The following is a 21,584-nucleotide window of genomic DNA, read 5'->3' as shown; positions in this document are numbered from 1 at the left end:
CGGAAATTACCAGTGAGACTGTTATGTTGACCATCGTTCAAGACGCGTTAACCTTCGATGATGTCCTATTACTCCCTGCCTATTCTACTGTTCTTCCAAAAGATGTCTCTCTAAAGACACGTTTAACTCGTGGCATTAACCTGAATATTCCTCTTGTGTCCGCAGCAATGGATACGGTGACTGAGTCCCGTATGGCAATTGCAATGGCGCAAAATGGTGGTATCGGTATTTTGCACAAGAACATGGATATCGCTGTTCAGGCTGCAGAAGTGCGCCGTGTGAAAAAATTCGAAGCGGGTATGGTCAAAGACCCGATTACAGTGACTCCTGAAACCACAGTACGTGAACTGATTGCGCTGACTCAAGCCAACAATATCAGTGGTGTGCCCGTTGTGAAAGACGGCAAAGTGGTGGGTATCGTGACCGGTCGTGATACACGCTTTGAAACCAATCTTGAGCAGCCAGTCAGCAATATCATGACTGGTCAGGACCGTCTGGTGACGGTTCGTGAAGGCGAATCGAAAGAAAACATTCAAGCCTTATTGCAACAGCATCGTATTGAAAAAGTACTGGTGGTCAATGATCAGCAAGAGCTGAAAGGCTTGATTACGGTAACTGATTTCCGTAAAGCTGAATTGTATCCAAACAGTTGTAAAGATGATCTGGGTCGTCTACGTGTTGGTGCTGCTGTCGGTACCGGTGCAGAAACGCCAAGTCGCGTAGAAGCCCTGGTTGATGCAGGTGTGGATGTGATTGTAGTCGATACTGCACATGGCCATTCTGCGGGTGTAATCGAACGTGTGCGTTGGGTGAAAGCCAACTATCCACAAGTTCAGGTGATTGGCGGTAACATCGCCACAGGTGATGCTGCATTGGCTTTACTGGATGCAGGTGCTGATGCCGTTAAAGTCGGGATCGGTCCTGGCTCAATCTGTACCACACGTATTGTAGCTGGTATTGGCATGCCGCAAATCTCTGCCATCGATAGCGTAGCTTCTGCACTTAAAGATCAGATTCCATTGATTGCGGATGGTGGTATTCGTTTCTCTGGTGATATGGCCAAAGCGATTGGCGCCGGTGCGAGCACCATTATGGTCGGTTCATTAATGGCAGGTACTGAAGAAGCGCCTGGCGAAGTTGAATTTTTCCAGGGCCGCTACTACAAAGCTTATCGTGGTATGGGTTCATTGGGTGCGATGGCGGGTGCCACAGGTTCTGCTGACCGTTACTTCCAGGATTCCAAGGCCGGTGCCGAGAAGCTGGTTCCAGAAGGTATTGAAGGTCGCGTACCGTACAAAGGTCCAATGGGTAATATCGTACATCAGATGATGGGTGGCCTACGTTCTTCGATGGGTTATACCGGTTCTGCGACGATTGAAGACCTGCGTCAAAATGCCAAGTTTGTAAAAATCACTTCTGCCGGTATGTCGGAATCACATGTACATGATGTGACGATTACCAAAGAAGCACCAAACTATCGTGTGGGTTAATCTCCCGTGATTTAAAATTTGAAAAAGCCGTCATGCAAATGACGGCTTTTTTATTTTGGTGTAAAGTGTGGCACAAGGAAAAAAATGGGTGATATCAATCATCCGCGAAGAAGTGAGATAAAGATGAGTTATTTTGGTACAGACGGTATCCGTGGAAAGTTTGGCGAATTGCCGATTACCCCTGAGTTTGCCCTGAAACTGGGATTTGCAGCCGGAAAAGTTTTAAAACGTCATAGCAAAAAATCCAAACCGCTGGTGGTTTTAGGTAAAGACACCCGTTTGTCTGGCTATATTCTGGAAGCGGCCTTGCAGGCAGGTTTAAATGCTGCCGGTGTGTATGTTCATCTCTTGGGTCCATTACCGACACCAGCGATTGCCCATCTGACTCGTGCCCTACATGCCAGCTTGGGAATCGTCATTTCTGCGTCACATAATCCTTACTTTGACAATGGGATCAAGTTCTTTTCTGCGGAAGGCAAGAAATTGCCAGATGCTATACAAGAAGAAATTAATCAAGAACTTGATAAAGAAATGGTCATTGAGGATACTGCGAATCTGGGTAAAAGTGTCCGGGTCAAAGATGCCAACGGCCGTTATATTGAATTCTGTAAATCGACGTTCCCATATCACCTGGATCTGAATGATTTAACTATCGTGGTGGATTGTGCCAATGGCGCGGCCTATAACGTCGGACCTGCGGTGTTCCGTGAACTGGGTGCCAAGGTCATTGCCATTCATGATGAACCGACCGGTTTAAATATTAATGATAATTGCGGTTCAACCCATCCTGAAAGCTTGCAACAGGCAGTACTTGAGCATAAAGCGGATCTGGGGGTTGCGTTTGATGGCGATGCCGACCGTGTGGTCTTGGTGGATCAATACGGTAAACTGATTGATGGCGACCATATACTGTATATCTTGGCAACTCAAAGCTCGAAAAAACCGGCCGGAATTGTGGGTACCTTAATGAGCAACATGGCACTGGAACTAGCGCTAGAAAAAGCGCAAGTACCCTTATTGCGTGCCAAAGTGGGCGACCGTTATGTATTGCAGGGTCTGGAAGAAAATGGCTGGACCATTGGTGGTGAGCCTTCAGGCCACATTCTGACTTTGGACAAGAGCACCACAGGCGATGCAATTATTGCAGCATTGCAGGTCTTAACGGTGATGGTGGAACAGAAAAAAGCCCTACATGAACTGGTAGCTGACTTTAAACTGCTACCAAATGTCCTGGTCAATGTACGTTTAGATGCCATGTTTGATCCTTATTCAGTGCCGGCACTGGCAGCTGAATTTGAAAAAGCCGAACAGCAGCTGAAAGGCCGTGGCCGTTTGTTGATTCGCAAATCAGGCACAGAACCAGTCATCCGGGTGATGGTCGAAGGTGATGATCTGGCTGAAGTTACCATACTTGCAAATAGCTTGGCAGATGCTGTACGTGCCAATGCTGCTTAACGGGAGCATAAATGATGAGTAATCTGATCAAGGATCTGAGTGAGCTACGCCTGAATTATGAAAAAGGCGAGTTGCAGGAACAGCAAGTCAATCCGAATCCGCATATGCAGTTCCTGCAATGGTTTAACCATGCACTGGAAGCGAAATCGCATGAACCCTATGCCATGTCGCTGGCGACTGCCAATGCACAAGGGCGTCCGCATGTGCGTACTGTGCTGTTACGTGGTGCCACTGAAGCGGGCTATGACTTCTATACCAATTATGACAGTCAGAAGGGTCTGGATCTTGCTGAAAATCCGTATGCCGAACTGTTGTTTTACTGGCAGGATCAGGAGCGCCAGATTCGTATTTCGGGTCGTGTAATGAAAATCTCGGAAGAAGAATCCACCGATTACTATCATAAACGTCCACGTGATAGCCAGATTGCCGCACATGTCAGTACGCCGCAAAGCGGGGTGATTGGTAGCCGTGAAGAGTTGCAACAGCGCTTCTGGGATTTACATCATCAGGTTGCGAATCAGCAAGAGCTGGACAAACCGGTCTTCTGGGGTGGCTATCGTCTCGAGCCAGATTATTATGAATTCTGGCAGGGTCGCCCCAACCGTTTACATGACCGTCTGAGTTATCGTAAAAGCGATGATGGCTGGACTTTAGAGCGCTTAATGCCATAACCATGCAAAAACTGGAAATCAAGCAGCGACCTTTTGTAACTCGTCCTGAAAACTTATCGGGTGTTCCTGCATTTGTAGCCGAGATTCTGGCCCGGCGTGGGGTAGAGTCCGAGCAGGAGCTGGAACTCAAGCTGAAGCATCTGCTGGCACCGACCATGAAAGGGTTGCCTGAAGCCATTCAACTGATCGATCAGGCGATTGATCGTGGCCAGAAAATCGTGATTGTCGGTGATTATGATGCGGATGGCGCGACCAGTACTGCTTTGATGGTGCTGGCACTTCGGGATATGGGGGCAAAGGTCGATTATCTGGTACCGGACCGTTTTAAATATGGGTATGGACTGACACCTGCAATTGCAGACCTGGCCTTTGTCAATTTTACCCCTGATTTACTGATTACCGTGGACAATGGCATTTCCAGCCATGACGGAGTAAAACAGGCGCAGGATCACGGCATGCAGGTGATCATTACCGATCATCATCTGACGACCAAGCTGACACCCGAAGCTGAAGCGGTGGTCAATCCCAATCAACTGGGTTGCGACTTTCCAAGTAAAGCCTTGGCCGGGGTCGGGGTGGCTTTTTACGTTCTTGCTAATTTGTCCACACATCGTAAAAAACTGGGAAAATCCACCACCTCAATTATTAACTATCTTGATCTGGTGGCGCTCGGTACTTATGCCGATGTCGCGAGCCTGGACTACAACAACCGGATTCTGGTCGATGCAGGTCTGAAACGGATTCAGCAAGGACACTGCCGCGCAGGAATCAGTGCGCTACTTGATATTGCCAAACGTGACCCCGCTGGTCTGAAAGCTCAGGATTTGGGCTTTGTGCTGGGCCCGCGGATTAATGCCGCTGGACGCATGGAAACTATGGACATTGGCATCGAATGTCTGCTGGCTCCTGATCTGGCCACGGCCTATCCACTGGCTGAACAACTCAATCAGCTCAATGTCGAACGCCGTCAGGTGGAAGGAAAAATCAAGCAGGAAGCGCTGCTTGAGCTGGATAAAATTCAGTGGGATGCAACTGAACTGCCTGCTGCACTGATTATGTTTGAACAGCATTGGCATCAGGGCGTCATCGGGATTGTAGCAGGACGTTTGAAAGAGCAGTTTCATCGTCCAAGTATTGTCTTCGCTGCTGATGAAGATGGCATTCATATTAAAGGTTCGGCACGCTCGATTGAAGGTATTCACATTCGGGATAGCATTGAACGGGTTGCGGAACAGTATCCGCATCTGGTCAGCCACTTTGGTGGACATGCAGCTGCGGCAGGTTTGACGATAAAAAAACAGTACTTTTCTGAATTTAAACAGGTTTTTGAAAATCTCGTTGCACAGATGGATGAGGATTTATTCACTGCAACTTTATGGACAGATGGGGAATTGCCAAGTTCTGCTTTTCAGATTGAAACAGTCGACTTGTTGCAAAACTTAAGTCCTTGGGGGCAAAAATTTCCCCAGCCGACTTTTGAGGGTGTATTTAAAATTATGGACTATCGCTGGCTCAAAGATGTCCATCTGAAATTGCGCGTGGCTTTGGAGAATGGTCAGGTGGTGGATGCGATTGCCTTCAATGCAGCGGATAAATATAGTTTTGACCCGATGAAAAATACCCGGTTGGTCTATGAGCTGGATAAAAATATCTTTAACAGCAATGTCAGCCTGCAGATGCGGATTATTCATTTAGAACAGTAGCTAATAGGCCATAAAAAACCGCTCACTAGAGCGGTTTTTTCTTTTCAAAGGAGAGATTAGAAGCGGAAAGTACCGTTAATTCCAAAAGAGTCAGCACCGTCAGTAGTCGTATAATTTACGCCAGCTGCAATAGCAGGGGTAAAGAATTTTTGTGCGCGTACTGAGAAGACAGTATCAAAATCTTCTAAAGTTGTATCGTTAATAGATACACCAACGCTTAACGTTGGATCAATATAAAGATCAGCAGCAACACCATATGCTGTTTCATCACCGAAAGCAGTTGACGCTTCAAAGTTAGCGTAGTGGTTGCCAATGAGAGTTACATATTTAGCACGTAGAGTAAAAGCAGTATCATCTGCTAATGCAGAAGCAGAGCTAAAAGTATTGATAAAGCCTTTTTTGCCTGCTTGATACGCATCGATATTTTCTTTTGAAATACCAACAGCTAAAAGTAGGCCATTAATCGGTAAATAACCAGCTTCAACAGCGTAACCTGTATTGTCATCAGACACTTTACCAAATTCATTTTCAACAGTTACTTCTGCACGGTTTAAGCTACCAGCAACGTAGAATTGCGAATCTGGAATAAAGAATTCACCATTGATGCCTACAGTATCAATTTTAAGCTCAGCGCCTTCATCGTCAGTATTCGCATGAGCATAAGCTAAACCAATATTACTTGCTCTACCTAAAAAAGCTGCTTCAGCAAGAGGTGAATTTTTAACTTGCACTCCGTTTAAATAATATTTTCCACCTATAGAAAATGTATTTACATCATCACTAAAACCATCAAGATCTGTGTTCTCATATCCAGCATTGAGTTCAGCTTGATAAGCATGTGCAGTTCCTAGGCTAGCAATAAGTGCTGTAGCAAGAGCAAGTTTCTTAAGCATTTAGATTTCTCTCTTTGTTATAAAAATATAACTGTTTGATTAACAGTTGTAACAAATTGTACGGTTTATATTTGATCCGTCAATGTGCAAAAAATACCTAAATGCCTGTTAAAAGTGCAATAAAAAAACCCATCCGAGGATGGGTTTCTTTTGAATGAAAAGTATCGTGGTTTAAATTAGAAGCGGTATTTCGCAGCTACACCAAATTTGTTGTAGTCATTATTCCCTACTTCACCAAAACCTACGCGACCTTCCAAGCTTACTTGCTGGTTAATGAACTTACGTGCACTGATACCAAATTCATTGGTATCTGCAAAACCATGATCTTTACTATAATAATCTACACCAACACTGAGAGTTTTATCGATGAAGTAGTCTGCTGCCAGATTCCATTCATCTAGATCACCAAATCCTGCACCTGCTTCCAGGTTAATATCTTTACCATTGCTTAATGTAGTCACATATTTAGCGCGAAGTGTTGGATCTACGCCATCATCGTAGTCATTATCATAACCTTTCAGACCCGCAGCAATTAATAAGCCTGGTGCTGGAAGATAACCGATTTCGGCGCCATAGACAGTTTCATCAAAATCACGGCCGTTGTCGCGTTTGATATCATCACGACCCACGTTACCACTTAAATAAAAATCGGAATTTGGTACAAAGTATTCAACGCCTACACCATAACGATGACGATCATCATCACCCACTTCATCATATTGGTATTGAGCGCTTACATTGCTAGCACGGTCAAGGAATGCCGCTTCTGCTAATGGGGCATTACGAGTTTGAACTGGATTGAAGTAATATGTACCATCAACACCGAAAGAACCGCTGGTTCCACCGTTGTCCGGATCAATTACTCCCGCTGATCCACCAATTTCAGCCTGGTAAGCATGTGCTGCTGTTCCAGTCATGGCTATTGCTGAAAGTAGTGCTGAAGCAATCGCTAATTTTTTCATGGTTAATACCCCTCAAATCGTGAGTTAAAATATTACACTTTTTGTTACAACTTTAAGTGTAGACCAATTCCAAAGATCGTCAATCACAGGAAAGTTACCGCAATGTGAATAGCGTAATCTTATGTAATTTTATCTAAATAAGTCACTGAATAATAAAAGTAAATTTATAATGTAGTGTTTTATTAAAATTGTGTAGATATTGTGGAATGTATTGAAATTGCTACTTTTTATTTTTTTTAGTATGCTTTTTAAAAAAGAAAAAAAGATCCACAGTCTTCAGAGACTAACTGAATAAATAGCAGTAAAAAATAATAGAAACCATTAAATAAAAAATAACTAATAAGGGGATTTTAGGGCGGTGCTGAGTGTTACAAAGTAAGTCCTAAGAAATAATCATTTGAACTTTTAGCCAACACTGAGGACGCGCAAACTGCAAAAAAAGACTGTGCTATAATCGCGGGCTAAATAATTTGTGCCTAATTCTGATTGAGAGTAATTCACGTGGAAATTAATCCGTATCTAAACCAATTAAAAGATTTAAACGAACGTGGTCAGACACTACGGGGGTATCTTTGACTACGATCTGAAAAAAGAGCGTTTAGAAGAGGTCCTGCGTGAATTAGAAGATCCAGCCATCTGGAATGACCAGAGTCGTGCCCAAGCCATGGCTAAAGAAAAAGGCGAGCTGGAAAACGTATTAAATGTACTGGACGGGTTAGAGACCCAGCTGGAAGATGCGCAAGCGATGCTTGATCTGGCCGTTGAAGCAGATGAAGAAGCCATGCTTGAAGATGTGCAGGCTGAGCTGAATGCTGCTGAAGAAGAGCTGGCCAAACTTGAATTCCGCCGCATGTTTAGTAATCCGATGGACCCGAATCCATGTTATGTGGAAATTCAAGCCGGTTCAGGGGGTACGGAAGCACAGGATTGGGCGTCCATGCTGCTGCGTATGTACTTGCGCTGGATCGAACGTCATGGCTTTAAAGCTGAACTGATGGAAGAGTCTGACGGCGATGTAGCCGGGATCAAGTCTGCCACGATTCGTGTAGAAGGCGAGTATGCTTATGGCTGGTTACGTACTGAATCTGGCGTACACCGTTTAGTGCGTAAGTCGCCATTTGATTCGGGTAACCGCCGTCATACTTCATTTTCTGCCGTGTTTGTGTCACCTGAAGTGGATGACAACATCGAAATTGAAATCAATCCTTCAGATGTGCGTACCGATACTTATCGTGCCTCAGGTGCCGGTGGTCAGCACATTAACAAAACTGATTCTGCGGTGCGTTTGACCCATATTCCGACCGGTATTGTGGTGGCCTGTCAGAACCAGCGTTCACAACATGCTAACCGTGACCATGCCTGGAAACAGTTACGTGCCAAGCTTTATGAGCTGGAAATGAACAAGCGTAATGAAGCTGCCCAGGCGCTGGAAGATTCCAAGTCTGATATCGGTTGGGGTAGCCAGATCCGTTCTTATGTACTGGATGATTCACGTATCAAGGATTTGCGTACTGGCGTAGAAAATTCCAATACGGGTGCCGTACTGGACGGTGATCTGGACAAATTTATTGAAGCAAGCCTGAAACAGGGCTTGTAACAAGTCGTTTAAAGCTGGCGTAACAATGCTTTAACAGTTTGTGACTTTTATATCTAAATTTATCGATATATAAATCGAAAAAATACGATATAATGATTGCAGATGCTGAATGAAGTTTCGTTGCGCCACTGATTGTGATGTGCTTATGGACCTTGATCTAATTTTTAAAGCCTTGGCCAATCCGACCCGTCGGCAGATTCTGGAATGGTTGAAATCTCCAGAACAATATCTGTCTGTGGAGGAGTGTGGCGGCTTTCAGCGTGGTGTCTGCGCGGGCCAGATTGAAAAATTAGGACAAGTTTCTCAATCCACCATGTCCAACCATTTGTCCGTGTTGCAACAGGCGGGTTTAATTACCGCCACCAAACATGGGCAATGGTCGTATTTTTCCCGCAATGAAGCTTTGATTCAGCAATTTATCGAACATTTACAACAACACCTTTAACCGGTGGGAGTAACGATGGCTGAATTAAATTCTCCTTTAACGCTCGGTGCGTTAGAACTCAAAAACCGTGTCATTATGGCGCCGCTGACCCGTAGTCGTGCTACTGCTGACCGTGTGCCAACGCCAATGATGGCTGAATACTATGCCCAGCGTGCAAGTGCAGGTCTGATCATCTCTGAAGCAACTGTTATTTCTGAAGAAGCCAATGGCTATCTGAATACGCCAGGACTGTTTAGCGATGCTCAGGTAGAAGGCTGGAAACAGGTGACAAAAGCGGTTCATGAGAAGGGCGGCCTGATTGTTGCACAGCTTTGGCATGTCGGCCGTGTATCGCACCCAGATTTGTTAAACGGTGAAACACCAGTATCGGCGAGCAGCGTACAACAGGCTGGTCACGTCAGCCTGTTACGTCCAAAACGTCCATACGTCCTACCACGCCCATTAGAAATTGCTGAAATTCAAGCAATTACCGAGCAGTATAAACAGGCTGCAATTCGTGCCAAAGCAGCCGGTTTTGATGGCGTTGAGTTGCATGCAGCCAATGGTTACCTGATTGACCAGTTCCTGCAAACCAAAACCAATAAACGTGAAGATGAATACGGCGGTTCAGTTGAAAACCGTGCGCGTTTCCTGCTAGAAGTCATGGATGCACTGATTGAAGTCTGGGGTGCTGATCGTGTGGGTGTACATCTGGCACCACGTGGCGATGAGCATGATATGGGCGATAATGATCCACGTGAAACCTTCGGTTATGTCATGGAGCAGCTGGGCAAACGTCAGATCGCATTTTTCTTTACCCGTGAGTATCTGGCAGAAGACAGTATTTCCAAGTATATGAAACAGCGCTCACATGGCGTACCGTACATTGCAAATATGCGCTTGAGCCGTGAAGATGCGATTGAACTGTTAGCGTCTGGCAAAGCTGATGCAGTATCTTTTGGCAAAGCCTATATTGCCAATCCGGATCTGTATGAGCGACTGCTTGAAGATGCACCATTGAATGAACTAAAACTGGAAAACATGATCGGCAGCCAGGCAGCTGAAGGATATATTGATTATCCAACCTTGGCTGAAGCAGAAGCTTTAAGCACCGCAGAATAATCTAAAATTGAGCCACATTGATTAACATGTTGATGTGGCTCTGCTATATTCTGCCCATTGAATCTTTGGACAGGGGCGCAAAGTGGCCACTCCATTTTGGTACAACGCAGCCTTGGCGCTGGTTAAACCCTTATATCAATCGCGTATTCGTAAACGTACGACCGAGCCGGAACAATTACAACAAGAAATGACAGAACGTTTCGGTCCATTTCAATCCCCTAAAAACCTGCATGCCATCTGGTTTCATGTAGTGTCAGTAGGTGAAACCAACGCGGCCCAACCTTTAATTGAGCATTATTTAAAACTCGGTCATTCGGTGCTGGTCACCAATACCACCAAAACCGGTCAGGCCCGGGCCAAATCGCTATTCTTAAAGCCACCTTACTTAGACTTATTTCAGGCCGTGTATTTGCCTGCTGACCAGAAAACACTGATTCAGGATTTCTATCGGAAATATCAGCCTAAGCTACTGTTGTTAATGGAAACGGAACTCTGGCCGAATCTGATTGATCAGGCACCGGATTTTAAGGTGCCCTGTTTACTGCTGAATGCCCGACTTTCTGAAAAATCCGCCAAAGGCTATGCCAAGGTCAAAGGTCTGACCCGTGGCATGCTGAAAAATTTAACTGGCCTTTTGGCACAGGATGCTGTTACCCGGCAACGCTATATCGAACTGGGAATTGCAGCTAGAAAAACCCAAGTTTTGGGCAATATCAAGTTCGATATTACTGCGCCTGAGCACTTTATCCAGCAGGCAGATCAGTTAAAACAGCAATGGCCTTTAGCAGGTCGTCAAGTGATCACGCTGGCCAGCACCCATGCTCCTGAAGAAAAAGAAATTCTGAGTGCTTTAAAAGCTGCTTTGGAGGCTGATCCTAAATTGGTCTGTATTGTGGTGCCACGTCATCCGGAACGTTTTGATGAGGTGTTTCAGGCGACACAGTTACTAGGTTTAACAATCCGGCGCCGTAGTTTGGGGCAACATATTGAAGCAGATACCCAAGTTTATCTGGCCGACTCTATGGGTGAAATGTGGCTTTGGTATGCTCTGAGTCAGGCATGTTATGTTGGTGGTTCTTTAAATGAACCAGGTGGTGGACATAATATTCTGGAGCCGATTGCGCTGCATGTACCTACCATTTTGGGCAAGAACTATTTTAACTTCCAGACCATTGTGAATGAGTTTTTAGAAGCTCAAGCTGTAGAAGTGGTCGAAAATGCTCAACAGGCAGCGACGACTTTATTGGAGCTTTTAAATAATTCAGAAAAGGCTGAAAGTTTGAATACGGCTGCGGAAAAGATTATGCAGCAAAATCAGGGTTCACTGGCTAAGCATATTCAGGTGATTGATCAGTATCTTTAATTTACATTGATAAGTAACAGATATTGGATTTCCCAAGACGGCAGGGATGCCGTCGTTAGGCTGTGTGATACAAGGAAGTGTCATCAGCCTAACAAAAGCCTTTTGCAGCGCTGAAGGGACGTCCTGTCCCTCAGCACTGCAGGCGACATCCCTGTCGCCACCCTCTAGCCAATAGAGGGATATATCATATTTTTTGGTCTTCTTTTTTATGAACATCGTCCTGCTTGATCCCCGTCAAACCCAATCTGAGATTTGGACGATCAGTGCCAAACGTCAATTGGAACATTTGCAGACACATTTGGACATTCAAGTCGGTGATACGCTCAAAGTGGGTATCCGTGAAGGCAAGCGTTATCTTACAGAAATTGTTGAAATCTCTGAAAAATCAGTACAACTAAAACCGCTTCAAGAGGAAGCTGTTCCAGAAAAATTACCTGTGACCTTAATTGTGGCTTTGCCACGACCCAAAGTCCTGCGTCGTCTGATCATGGATGCTGTCACGATGGGAGTAGAAAAAATCATTTTACTGCACAGCTATCGGGTAGATAAAAGCTACTGGCAGACACCGTTTTTGCAGCAGCTGGATCATTATGTTGAACTGGGCCTGGAGCAGGCAGGGGATACGATCGCTCCAGAAATAGTGCTATATAAACGCTTTAAACCTTTTGTGGAAGATGTCTTGCCGGGTTTGATTAGTACGGATTGTCCAGCTTTTGTGGCACATCCTTATGCCGAACAGCCTATGCCATTTGCGCTTCAGCATCCTTGCAGTATCGTGATTGGCCCAGAAGGTGGTTTTATTCCCTATGAGATCGATCTGCTCATAAAAAACGGCTGTCAGGCAGTGAACCTTGGCAACCGTATTCTGCGTACCGAGACGGCAATTCCTTATGTTTTAGGTCGGCTGTTTAGCGCGAGCTGAGGCATCGTCATGACCATCCCCACGATAGACCTTCACTTCCTGAACGGGATAAGGGATTGAAATACTGTGTTCTGCAAAAGCCTGAATCACGCGTTCCTGCACCGCACTGATCGAAGTTCCGGTTCCGGTATCTGTGGTGTCGACCCACCATAAAGCTTTCAAGGTAATCGAGAAGTCTGCCAGTGCAATGACATTGACGCTAAAGGCAGGTTGACTCAGGATGGTTGGATCCTTATCCAGGATTGCAGTAATAATATCCTTGGCTTTCTGGATGTCATCTTCATAGCCAATACCGACCGAAAACTCACAGCGGCGACGGGTATAGGCGGTATTTACAGTTACTGCACTGGTGTAGACCGTGGCATTGGGAATGACGATACGCCGGCCATCTGGTGAGCGTAAAAAGGTCGCGCGAATCTGGATATCTTCAACTGTACCTTCCATGCCATTCACGATAATGTCATCGCCAATCTTGAAAGGTTCACTCAGTAAAATCAGTACGCCGGAAAGCAGGTTCTGGAAAATATCCTTGAAGGCGAAACCGATGGCCACTGAGCCAATCCCGAGGGCACTCATCAGCTGAGCTGGAGTAAAGCCAGGAATTGCGATCACCAGCCCGATTAATACACCGAAAAATATAATAAAAGTACTGCCTACACGGTTCAGGACCAGCACCAGATTCTGCCGGGTATAAGAGCGGTTTTCTAAAGTCTTGCGAATAAAAAACTTGAATATTTTGGAGAGTAACCAGAAAATCGAAATCACCACCAAGGCAATACAGAAATAGGGCACACGCTCCCAAAAGCCTTCTATGATCTTGTCAATGGCACTATAAGCATCATTATACTTGGCGGTATGTTCAATTACGGTCTGTGCTGTTTTTTCAGTTGCCTCGTGCAACAGCTCAGTCGTGCCTTCAGTGACCTGATTCAAAGTATTTTCTTTTTCTGCCACGAAATTTCCCGCATTTAAATTTTGCCTATTTTGCCTGATGTTCAGCAAAAAATTAACCAGGGTTTGCCAGCATGGCCAGGTATTTCTTCCAAGGCTAAAGTCAATATTAAAAATATTTTGTGGTTTTCTGCATCATTTCCGTCGGAGTCTGCGGCTGTTCTCCACCACTCATATAGCCGAATAAAGCCAGTGAACCCAACAGGCTAAGCAGAGTCAGGATAATCATCAGCCAAGCCAGGACCTTTTCCCAGAACAAGGTGATCCGTGCCGGACCATAGTGATTTATGCCACGATCACCCGAACCAAAGATTATATAAAGCCATACAAAAATGTTAACTAAGGGGAGTAATAATAACAGCACCCACCAGCCGCTCCTGTTTAAATCATGGAAACGGCGAACAGTAACGACTAAAGCAAAATACAGGTAGGCCAGAACGATGAGCAGTACACCAATGCTGCCCAAGCCTTGTAATGAAATCAGCCAGTTCGGGTCCATGGAAGGTGTGGCAATATTTACAATATCAATACTAAGGCCCAGTGCGAGGGTGCAACATAAAAAAATGAAATGTAGAAACGCCGACCAGGCAATAAAGCTCAAGCGCCCGAAACGCCCTTTCATCGACAGGGGATGATCTGCTAGAGGCAGATCAGGCGGACTAAAGTAGGGAGATTCAGGCGATGTCATAAAGAGAGTGTCCTGCTAAACCAGACCCAATGAGAGGGCAATTTTATTTTAAAGGGAATTACTACAGATCATACACAGTTGTGTAGAAAATTCTGTACTGTAAGTTGTGGTTTATTTTGATTGAATTTGTATAAATAATCTACGACGAAAGCATGATTGCCGGATTTGAAATAAGCAGGCCATACTGCCATTATGCATAAAAAACAATCAACCACGCCGCATTAACCTCTCGTGATGAGATAGAACAAAATCAAGGAAGTGAATTATGCAAGAGATCTATCCAGTACCTGAAGAATTTAAAAAAACAGCACGTACGCTCGAAGAGCAGTATTTTGAGCGTTATCAGTATTCTATAGAACAGCCAGATCAATTTTGGGCAGAGCAGGCGCAACGTCTGGACTGGATTAAACCCTTTACCCAAGTCAAAAATACCAGTTTTAACAAAGATGATTTTAAAATCGAATGGTTTGCCGATGGCCAGCTGAATGTCAGTGCCAACTGTCTGGACCGGCATCTGAAAGAACATCCCTATAAACCGGCGATTATCTGGGAAGGTGACCATCCTTCAAGGCACAAGATTATTTCCTTTGCCGAGCTGCATGATGAAACCTGCCGTTTCGCCAATGTGCTGAAGAAAAATGGCATCCAGAAAGGTGACCGGGTCATGCTGTATATGCCGATGGTTTCTGAAGCCGCGATTGCCATGCTGGCCTGTGCCCGGATCGGTGCGGTTCATTGTGTAGTATTTGGCGGTTTTTCGCCAGACTCCTTAGCCAGCCGGATTGAAGACTGTCAGGCCAAAATGGTGATTACCGCTGATTCTGGCATGCGTGGCGGTAAGGCCATTCCACTGAAAGCCAATGTCGATGAAGCACTGAAACTTGCAGGTACAGAGTCCATTCAGAATGTCATCGTGGTACATCGCACCGGTAACCCGATCGAAATGCAGGAAGGACGTGATCTGTGGTATCACATGGAAATTATGTCAGTGAATGACATCTGTCCACCCGAACCGATGAATGCCGAAGATCCGCTGTTTATCCTGTATACCTCAGGTTCTACCGGCAAGCCCAAGGGAGTATTGCATACCACTGGCGGCTATCTGACTTATGTGAACTGTACCTTCCGTGAAGCGTTCGATATCAAGCAGGATGATGTGTTCTGGTGTACTGCAGATGTCGGCTGGATTACCGGGCATTCCTATGTGCTGTATGGTCCGCTTTCAAATGGTACCACCACTGTGATGTTTGAAGGGGTTCCGCAATATCCGAGCTGGGCACGTACCGGGCATATTGTCGACAAGCATAACGTGACCATTCTCTATACCGCGCCGACAGCGATCCGTGCCATGATGCGCGAGGGGGATGCTTTTGTACGGGAAAGTGACCGTAGCAGCCTGAGAATTTTAGGATCAGTGGGTGAGCCGATTAATCCGGAAGCCTGGAACTGGTACTACAGCGTGGTCGGTGAAGGTCGCTGTCCAGTCATTGATACCTGGTGGCAGACCGAAACCGGCGGTTTCATGATTACGCCATTGCCGGGTGCGACTGCCTTAAAACCGGGTTCGGCGACACGGCCTTTCTTCGGCGTACAGCCGGCCATTGTCGATGCTGACGGCAAGGAACTGGAGGGAGAAGCCGAGGGTAATCTGGTCATTAAGGATTCCTGGCCGGGTCAGATGCGGACCATCTGGGGTGATCCTGAGCGTTTTATCGAAGCCTATTTCTCGACCTATCCAGGCACCTATTTTACCGGGGATGGGGCACGTCGTGATAAAGATGGTTATTACTGGATTACCGGCCGGGTGGATGATGTCCTGAATGTGTCCGGACATCGTCTAGGTACGGCAGAAATTGAAAGTGCACTGGTGGCGCATGAATCGGTGGCCGAGGCTGCTGTTATTGGTATGCCACATGATATTAAAGGACAGGGAATCTGTGCCTTTGTCACTTTGCAGGCCGCTGTAGTAAGTTCAGATGAATTACGCGGTGAGCTGGTGAGCTGGGTGCGTAAGACTCTCGGTCCAGTAGCCACACCAGACGCTTTACACTGGGCACCGGCCTTGCCAAAAACCCGCTCCGGCAAAATCATGCGCCGGATCCTGCGAAAAATTGCAGCCGATGAGCTGGACAGTCTGGGAGATACTTCAACCCTCGCTGAACCGCAGGTGGTGGAGCATCTGATCGCAGAAGTACAGCGTAATAAAGTTTAAATTCAAGCGGTTCCAATACCGGCATTCTGCCGGTATTTTTATATCAGTCATAAGCTCTGCATGCTTTCGGATATAGGTCAGTACCCTGATCTGCTAAGCTGTTTCCATGCTGAACATGAGTTAAAATAATGAATGCACAATCCCCATATTTAAATCAGTCTCCTGTCGATATTGCCCAGAAACTTGCTGAAAATTTTGCTTTGACTGCCGCAGAGCGGGACAAACAGGGGGGGAATCCCAAAGCCGAGCGTGACCTGATTCGCCAGAGTGGCTTGCTTGGCCTGTCCATTCCAAAACAGTATGGCGGTCAGGAGGCAGATTGGCAGACCATTTTTAACACCATTCAAATTATTGCCCAAGTCGACAGTTCACTGGCGCATGTCTATGGCTTTCACCATTTGCTAATTGCGACCGTGCAATTATTTTCCCAAGCGGAACAATATGGCTCGTGGTTTGAACAGACGGCCCAAAATAATCTGTTCTGGGGTAATACTCTAAATCCGCTGGACCGTCGCACCACAGCTACAAAAGTTTCAGAAAAAGAATATATTTTTCATGGAGATAAAAGCTTCTGCTCAGGTTCGATCGATTCAGATATGTTGCTGTGTTCAGGCTATAACGATGCCGGAAAATTGCTGATTGGTGTGATTCCTACCCAACGCAAAGGAGTAAGTTTTCTGGGCGACTGGAACAATATGGGCCAACGCCAGACCGACAGTGGTACCAGTCACTTTGAGCAGGTCAAAATTCATGAAAATGAACTGCTGTTAAATCCAGGTCCACTGAGTACGCCGTATTCCAGCCTACGGCCTTTGATTGCTCAACTGATTTTCGTGCATCTATTTTTGGGCGTGGCAGAAGGGGCATTTGAAACTGCCAGACAGGGTGTACAAACTCAAAAAGCCTGGTCCAAATCACTGGTAGAAGATGCGGTGAATGATCCTTTTATCCAGAAGCATTTCGCTGAGTTTTATGTACAACTAGAAGGTGTACGCTTACTGGCAGATAAAGCAGTTCAGGCTTTACAGGCAGCCTGGGAGCTTGGGAATGATTTAAGTGCCGAACAGCGCGGTGAAGTCTCGGTTGCCATTGCCACCGCTAAAATTGCCGCAACCAATACCTCTCTCTATATTACCCAGAATATTTTCCAGGTGATGGGTGCGCGGGCTACCACGGCCAAGCTCAATCTGGACCGTTTCTGGCGCAATGTCCGCACCCAGACCTTGCATGACCCAATAGATTATAAGTATCAGGAAGTGGGGGAATGGGTGCTAACTGGAAAAGTGCCTGATCCAAGCTTTTATTCCTGATCTGAAAATAAAACAGCCTCTTTATCGGAGGCTGTTTTATTCGGGATGAAAAAGTTTGGTTTTAAATTTGCTTAAACGCTTCAATCGCTCTTACACGAGAGGCTTTTAAATCCACAATCGGTTTTGGATAATCCAGTGCAAGATCCGGATTTTTGGCATAAGGTTCATGAATAAATTTAGCATCCAGATGCCCCAGTTCCGGCACCCAGCGGCGAATATAATCCCCATTCGGATCAAACTTCTGTGACTGGCTGACCGGATTAAAAATCCGGAAATAGGGCACGGCATCCATGCCGGTCGAAGCACACCATTGCCAGCCGCCATTGTTCGCTGCCAGATCACCATCAATCAGATGCTGCATGAACCAGCTTTCTCCCAGACGCCAGTCTATCAGCAGGTTTTTACACAGGAACATTGCAGTAATCATGCGTACCCGGTTATGCATCCAGCCAGTGGCTCGCATTTGCCGCATACCGGCATCGACAATCGGAATCCCGGTTTGTCCTTGTTGCCAGGCAGCCAGATCTTCAGGTGCATTACGCCACTGGATGTTATCGGTATTTTCCTTAAAAGGCCGATGTCTGGATACACGGGGAAAATCAAACAGGGTATGCAGATAAAACTCGCGCCAGAGCAGTTCATCCAGCCAGGTCTGCTGACCGATATCATCAATCTGGAAATAACCGTCGTTAAACAGGGGCTGCATACATTGACGGATCGAGAGAATACCGATATTCAGATACGGTGACAGGCGGCTGGTACCATCGACTGCAGGTAGATCTCGCTCGGTTTTATAGTGAGCCATTTTCTCCCCGATAAAATCATTGAGCAGCTCAAAGGCAGTTTGATCTTCTGCAGGCCAGAGCTGGGCAGCATGATCGACCTTATAATCAGCCGCAAATTTTTGCAGATCAAAGCTGGTCAGCTGGTCTGGTAATTCAAGCGGATCTTGAGTCTGAATGGCAGGATAGCAGCCCGGTATATTATGAATCAGTCGCTCATAGCATTTTTTCTTGAATGCGCTATAGACCTGATAGGGCTGATTGGACTGATTGCGGATACTGGTCAGTGGAAACAGGCTGCGATCATGATACAGCTCGACCCGGATCTGCTGCTGTTCCAGCATCTGCTGTACCTGTGCATCACGTTGCAGTTCATTCACGCCCACTTCAATATTGGCATGTAGCGTATCAATCTGCAGTTTTTGGCACAGGCTTCGCATTTCGGCAGGCAGGTCTTGCCATAAGGGAATATTTAAAATGATTAATGGAATATTCAGCTGCGTTAACTGCTGCTTTAAGACGTCGAGGCGGCGCAGATAAAAATCGATTTTAATCCGGGCATCCTGATGCAGCTTCCATTGTTCGGGAGAGAGCACCACTACTGCTATACAGGTACCTTGCTGGGTGGCATGCCAGAGCGCGGCATGATCATGAATGCGGAGGTCTTGACGAAACCAGATCAGTTGCATTGTTAAAATTCTTGGAAAGTCGTTAGTGCAGAATTTTAAGGAATTGATGGTTTTAAACCTAGCCAGACAACAATTTTATCACATAAAAAATCCCCCAAGCCGAGCCTTGAGGGAGGGAGGGAGTCTGCTGAGATTTATTGGAATAATTATACGGGCTCAGCTTCTTCTTGCTGCACAGGCATTGCCTGTTGTGCTTCAAGCTCACGAACCAAAGGCAATACCTTCTGGCCAAAATATTCGACTTCTTCAATAAAATGCAAGAAGCCTGACAGAATCAAATCAACGCCCACTTTTTTCAGTTCAATAATCCGTTCAGCAATCTGCTGCGGTGTCCCGATCAGATTGGTGCGGAACCCGTCATTGTATTGCACCAGATCTTCAAAGGTGGATTGGGCCCAGTTGCCTTCGCCTTCCTGACTTGCTGCGCCAGCTTCACGGGTCGCTTCACTAAAAGATTTCACCGCCTGCACATTGGCCTTGCTAATAATTTCCTGCAATACAGCCTGCGCTTCTTCTTCGCTATCTCGTGCAATCACAAAGGCATTTACACCAATTTTCACCGAGTGATGATTTGCCTTGGCTTTTTCACGAATATCATCGATCTGTTTTTTCAGTTCTTCCGGGGTATTGCCATTGGTGAAGTACCAGTCGGATACACGGGATGCCATATCACGTGCTGCCCGGGAACTGCCGCCCTGAAAGATTTCTATATGAGGCTTCTGCAATGGTTTAGGACTCAAGGTATAGTCTTTAAATTGATAATATTTACCCTCAAAATTAAAATTGTTCTGGGTCCAGACTCCTTTCAGGCTACGGATAAACTCTTCCGAACGGGCATAACGCTCGTCATGTTCCGGCCATTCTTCACCAATCGCATCAAACTCACCGCGGAACCAGCCACTGACCACATTGATCGCGATCCGGCCATTGCTCAGATGGTCAATTGTCGCCAGTTGTTTGGCGGCCAGTGCTGGCTTCCACGGACCCGGTAGAATCGCGGCAATGACTTTCAGGCGTTCAGTTTTGGCCAGAATGCCATGACTGAAGCTCACCGATTCATGCTGGTTTTCTGCGTTATAGCCGGCAGTAAAACGGATCTGGGTCAGAGCATAATCAAAGCCTGCCTGTTCAGCTGTTTGTGCCAGACGCACGTTATAGTCATAGCTCCAGTCGGTGCGCTGCTCGATGTTACTGACCACCAGCCCACCACTGACATTCGGCACCCAATAGGCAAATACGATATTTTTATCATTCGACATGCTGATTACCCTCTGCGTGCATATTTAAGCCACTTGAGCCTTTGGTGCTTTCTTGCTGTGTAAACGCGATTCTGCTGCATCCAGGCTAGGTACCACTGCAGATGGTAATACTTCTTCCTGTTCAATCTGCTTGTTAATGCCCAGATTTTGACTGGCCTGAATGGTTTTTTCTTTAATCACTTCAGCACGCTGTCCTTTGGCAGGTGCCCATTCCAGAATAGGTAATGCCCGCGCCACAGCCAAGGTAATCCGGTCACGTAGCAATTCACTGTGAATGGTATATTCAGGGGTGAAATCGCGGTCGGTGGCATAAACACCAATCGGCAAAGTCTGCGCCTGAAAGAAGCTGAATAAAGGACGCAGTTGATGTTCAAGCACCAAGGCATGACGGTCACTGCCGCCAGAAGCTGCTAACAATACTGGCACATCGACCAGTGCCGTTTGCTCGACAAAGTCAAAGAAATGCTTGAACAGGCCGGTAAATGAAGCGCGGTAAACCGGGGTGCCGACAATCAGCGCATCTGCGGCTTCTACGGCTGCCAGATCATCCTGAATGCGTTGTGGCAGTTGATTGCGGTAAATCGCGCCGCCTAGCAGCGAACCAATTTCGCTAAATTTAATGAAATGTACATTGATCGGTGTGGCTTCTCCCAGTTTATCCAGAATCGCCTGAACCAGGGCTTCGGTTTTTGAAGGATGATTTAAACCGCCAGATACGGCCACAATATTTAAGGGTTTTTGCGCATTAAAATTAGACATATTTAGAACCTGAAAATAGGGTTAATCTCGGAATGTCCTTATTAATCCTGATTCAGCGCAGGACTGTAAAATAACGAAAAGCAGAAAAGTTATCTGATTTTTTGATATACAAAAAAAGCCTGATTTATAAGTAAAAAATATTTAATAAACCTATGATATTTATACTTATATTGAATAAATATAAGCTTTTTCAGTGAGGAATAAGATATATATAAAAAAGTGATGAGAATTAAATAATTATTGAAATACTGCAAAAACGGGCAGTTTAAAAAGAAAAACTGCATATTATTTTAAAAATAATAGTGTCTTGCATATCCTTAAACCGGGTTGTG

Annotated in this window: 18 protein-coding genes; 11 read left to right on the top strand and 7 right to left on the bottom strand. The window is 45.9% G+C overall.

The annotated features are described in order from the left end of the window. Positions 1-23 precede the first annotated feature (23 nt). The 4 genes from guaB (at position 24) to recJ (ending at position 5,319) form a co-directional block, all read left to right on the top strand. On the top strand, positions 24-1,490 hold the full coding sequence (gene guaB / locus VXQ92_RS10475; protein ID WP_064102609.1) for an IMP dehydrogenase: 1,467 nt from the start codon (positions 24-26) through the stop codon (positions 1,488-1,490). 123 nt (positions 1,491-1,613) lie between these two features. Next, positions 1,614-2,945, top strand: a complete 1,332-nt coding sequence (gene glmM / locus VXQ92_RS10470) for a phosphoglucosamine mutase (protein WP_416681443.1) — start codon at positions 1,614-1,616, stop codon at positions 2,943-2,945. A 14-nt stretch (positions 2,946-2,959) separates the two neighbouring features. Beyond that, the gene (pdxH, locus tag VXQ92_RS10465) at positions 2,960-3,616 is read left to right on the top strand and encodes a pyridoxamine 5'-phosphate oxidase (protein WP_416681486.1); all 657 of its coding nucleotides are present in this window, start codon (positions 2,960-2,962) and stop codon (positions 3,614-3,616) included. Between the two features lie 2 nt (positions 3,617-3,618). Continuing rightward, positions 3,619-5,319 (top strand): single-stranded-DNA-specific exonuclease RecJ, encoded by a 1,701-nt coding sequence (gene recJ, locus VXQ92_RS10460; RefSeq protein ID WP_416681440.1) that lies wholly within the window; start codon positions 3,619-3,621, stop codon positions 5,317-5,319. Between the two features lie 56 nt (positions 5,320-5,375). On the opposite strand, the gene VXQ92_RS10455 is transcribed toward recJ, so the two are convergent. Both VXQ92_RS10455 and VXQ92_RS10450 read right to left on the bottom strand, forming a co-directional pair. Continuing rightward, complete coding sequence (locus VXQ92_RS10455; protein WP_064102613.1) at positions 5,376-6,212, bottom strand: putative porin; 837 nt, start codon at positions 6,210-6,212, stop codon at positions 5,376-5,378. A gap of 176 nt (positions 6,213-6,388) precedes the next feature. Further along, entirely contained in the window at positions 6,389-7,174 is a 786-nt protein-coding gene (locus VXQ92_RS10450; protein ID WP_064095051.1) for a putative porin, read from the bottom strand. A 501-nt stretch (positions 7,175-7,675) separates the two neighbouring features. Here VXQ92_RS10450 and prfB point away from each other — a divergent pair. The 5 genes from prfB (at position 7,676) to VXQ92_RS10425 (ending at position 12,602) form a co-directional block, all read left to right on the top strand. Next, positions 7,676-8,771 (top strand): peptide chain release factor 2 gene (gene prfB / locus VXQ92_RS10445; RefSeq protein ID WP_144724157.1). Its coding sequence is split into 2 segments (ribosomal slippage): positions 7,676-7,747 and positions 7,749-8,771, totalling 1,095 coding nucleotides; the frame shifts between segments, so codons are not numbered across the junction. A gap of 145 nt (positions 8,772-8,916) precedes the next feature. Beyond that, positions 8,917-9,216, top strand: coding sequence for an ArsR/SmtB family transcription factor (locus VXQ92_RS10440; protein ID WP_064095178.1), 300 nt, complete (start codon positions 8,917-8,919; stop codon positions 9,214-9,216). A gap of 15 nt (positions 9,217-9,231) precedes the next feature. Continuing rightward, complete coding sequence (locus tag VXQ92_RS10435; protein WP_416681436.1) at positions 9,232-10,317, top strand: alkene reductase; 1,086 nt, start codon at positions 9,232-9,234, stop codon at positions 10,315-10,317. Between the two features lie 82 nt (positions 10,318-10,399). Continuing rightward, positions 10,400-11,680 carry a 3-deoxy-D-manno-octulosonic acid transferase gene (locus tag VXQ92_RS10430; protein WP_416681434.1) on the top strand — a complete coding sequence of 427 codons (1,281 nt, stop codon included), beginning with the start codon at positions 10,400-10,402 and terminating at the stop codon, positions 11,678-11,680. Positions 11,681-11,888: 208 nt separating this feature from the next. Continuing rightward, entirely contained in the window at positions 11,889-12,602 is a 714-nt protein-coding gene (locus VXQ92_RS10425) for a 16S rRNA (uracil(1498)-N(3))-methyltransferase (RefSeq protein WP_416681432.1), read from the top strand. Here VXQ92_RS10425 and VXQ92_RS10420 read toward each other — a convergent pair. Further along, positions 12,576-13,556: a mechanosensitive ion channel family protein gene (locus VXQ92_RS10420; RefSeq protein ID WP_191731054.1), complete on the bottom strand. Its 981-nt coding sequence runs from the start codon at positions 13,554-13,556 to the stop codon at positions 12,576-12,578. The two genes, VXQ92_RS10425 and VXQ92_RS10420, sit on opposite strands and share 27 nt — an antisense overlap. A gap of 106 nt (positions 13,557-13,662) precedes the next feature. Next, a complete protein-coding gene (locus VXQ92_RS10415; RefSeq protein ID WP_144724161.1) occupies positions 13,663-14,241 on the bottom strand; it encodes a DUF805 domain-containing protein in 579 nt (192 codons plus the stop codon). Positions 14,242-14,506: 265 nt separating this feature from the next. Between VXQ92_RS10415 and acs the strand changes: the two genes are divergently transcribed. Continuing rightward, the gene (gene acs, locus VXQ92_RS10410; protein ID WP_416681430.1) at positions 14,507-16,453 is read left to right on the top strand and encodes an acetate--CoA ligase; all 1,947 of its coding nucleotides are present in this window, start codon (positions 14,507-14,509) and stop codon (positions 16,451-16,453) included. 128 nt (positions 16,454-16,581) lie between these two features. Further along, positions 16,582-17,763, top strand: coding sequence for an acyl-CoA dehydrogenase family protein (locus VXQ92_RS10405; protein ID WP_416681428.1), 1,182 nt, complete (start codon positions 16,582-16,584; stop codon positions 17,761-17,763). A gap of 61 nt (positions 17,764-17,824) precedes the next feature. Here the strand turns inward: VXQ92_RS10405 and VXQ92_RS10400 are convergent, their stop codons facing one another. From VXQ92_RS10400 to msuE, 3 genes are all read right to left on the bottom strand, one after another. After that, complete coding sequence (locus VXQ92_RS10400) at positions 17,825-19,234, bottom strand: cryptochrome/photolyase family protein (RefSeq protein ID WP_416681426.1); 1,410 nt, start codon at positions 19,232-19,234, stop codon at positions 17,825-17,827. 146 nt (positions 19,235-19,380) lie between these two features. Further along, entirely contained in the window at positions 19,381-20,493 is a 1,113-nt protein-coding gene (gene sfnG / locus VXQ92_RS10395) for a dimethylsulfone monooxygenase SfnG (protein ID WP_416681424.1), read from the bottom strand. A 24-nt stretch (positions 20,494-20,517) separates the two neighbouring features. Then, complete coding sequence (gene msuE / locus VXQ92_RS10390) at positions 20,518-21,252, bottom strand: FMN reductase (RefSeq protein WP_064102621.1); 735 nt, start codon at positions 21,250-21,252, stop codon at positions 20,518-20,520. Positions 21,253-21,584 lie beyond the last annotated feature (332 nt).

The sequence above is a fragment of the Acinetobacter sp. 228 genome, assembly GCF_048147885.1.
The sequence above is the reverse complement of the archived record's forward strand: the minus strand, read 5'-3'. Positions and strand labels throughout refer to the sequence as shown.

Bases quoted from the DNA above. Each gene is read 5' to 3' on its own strand.
- recJ (WP_416681440.1), top strand. From the start codon at position 3,619: ATGCAAAAACTGGAAATCAAGCAGCGACCTTTTGTAACTCGTCCTGAA.
- VXQ92_RS10400 (WP_416681426.1), bottom strand. From the start codon at position 19,234: ATGCAACTGATCTGGTTTCGTCAAGACCTCCGCATTCATGATCATGCC.
- VXQ92_RS10455 (WP_064102613.1), bottom strand. From the start codon at position 6,212: ATGCTTAAGAAACTTGCTCTTGCTACAGCACTTATTGCTAGCCTAGGA.
- acs (WP_416681430.1), top strand. From the start codon at position 14,507: ATGCAAGAGATCTATCCAGTACCTGAAGAATTTAAAAAAACAGCACGT.
- VXQ92_RS10450 (WP_064095051.1), bottom strand. From the start codon at position 7,174: ATGAAAAAATTAGCGATTGCTTCAGCACTACTTTCAGCAATAGCCATG.
- VXQ92_RS10435 (WP_416681436.1), top strand. From the start codon at position 9,232: ATGGCTGAATTAAATTCTCCTTTAACGCTCGGTGCGTTAGAACTCAAA.
- VXQ92_RS10415 (WP_144724161.1), bottom strand. From the start codon at position 14,241: ATGACATCGCCTGAATCTCCCTACTTTAGTCCGCCTGATCTGCCTCTA.
- glmM (WP_416681443.1), top strand. From the start codon at position 1,614: ATGAGTTATTTTGGTACAGACGGTATCCGTGGAAAGTTTGGCGAATTG.
- sfnG (WP_416681424.1), bottom strand. From the start codon at position 20,493: ATGTCGAATGATAAAAATATCGTATTTGCCTATTGGGTGCCGAATGTC.
- VXQ92_RS10405 (WP_416681428.1), top strand. From the start codon at position 16,582: ATGAATGCACAATCCCCATATTTAAATCAGTCTCCTGTCGATATTGCC.
- VXQ92_RS10440 (WP_064095178.1), top strand. From the start codon at position 8,917: ATGGACCTTGATCTAATTTTTAAAGCCTTGGCCAATCCGACCCGTCGG.
- guaB (WP_064102609.1), top strand. From the start codon at position 24: ATGTTGACCATCGTTCAAGACGCGTTAACCTTCGATGATGTCCTATTA.
- msuE (WP_064102621.1), bottom strand. From the start codon at position 21,252: ATGTCTAATTTTAATGCGCAAAAACCCTTAAATATTGTGGCCGTATCT.
- VXQ92_RS10425 (WP_416681432.1), top strand. From the start codon at position 11,889: ATGAACATCGTCCTGCTTGATCCCCGTCAAACCCAATCTGAGATTTGG.
- pdxH (WP_416681486.1), top strand. From the start codon at position 2,960: ATGAGTAATCTGATCAAGGATCTGAGTGAGCTACGCCTGAATTATGAA.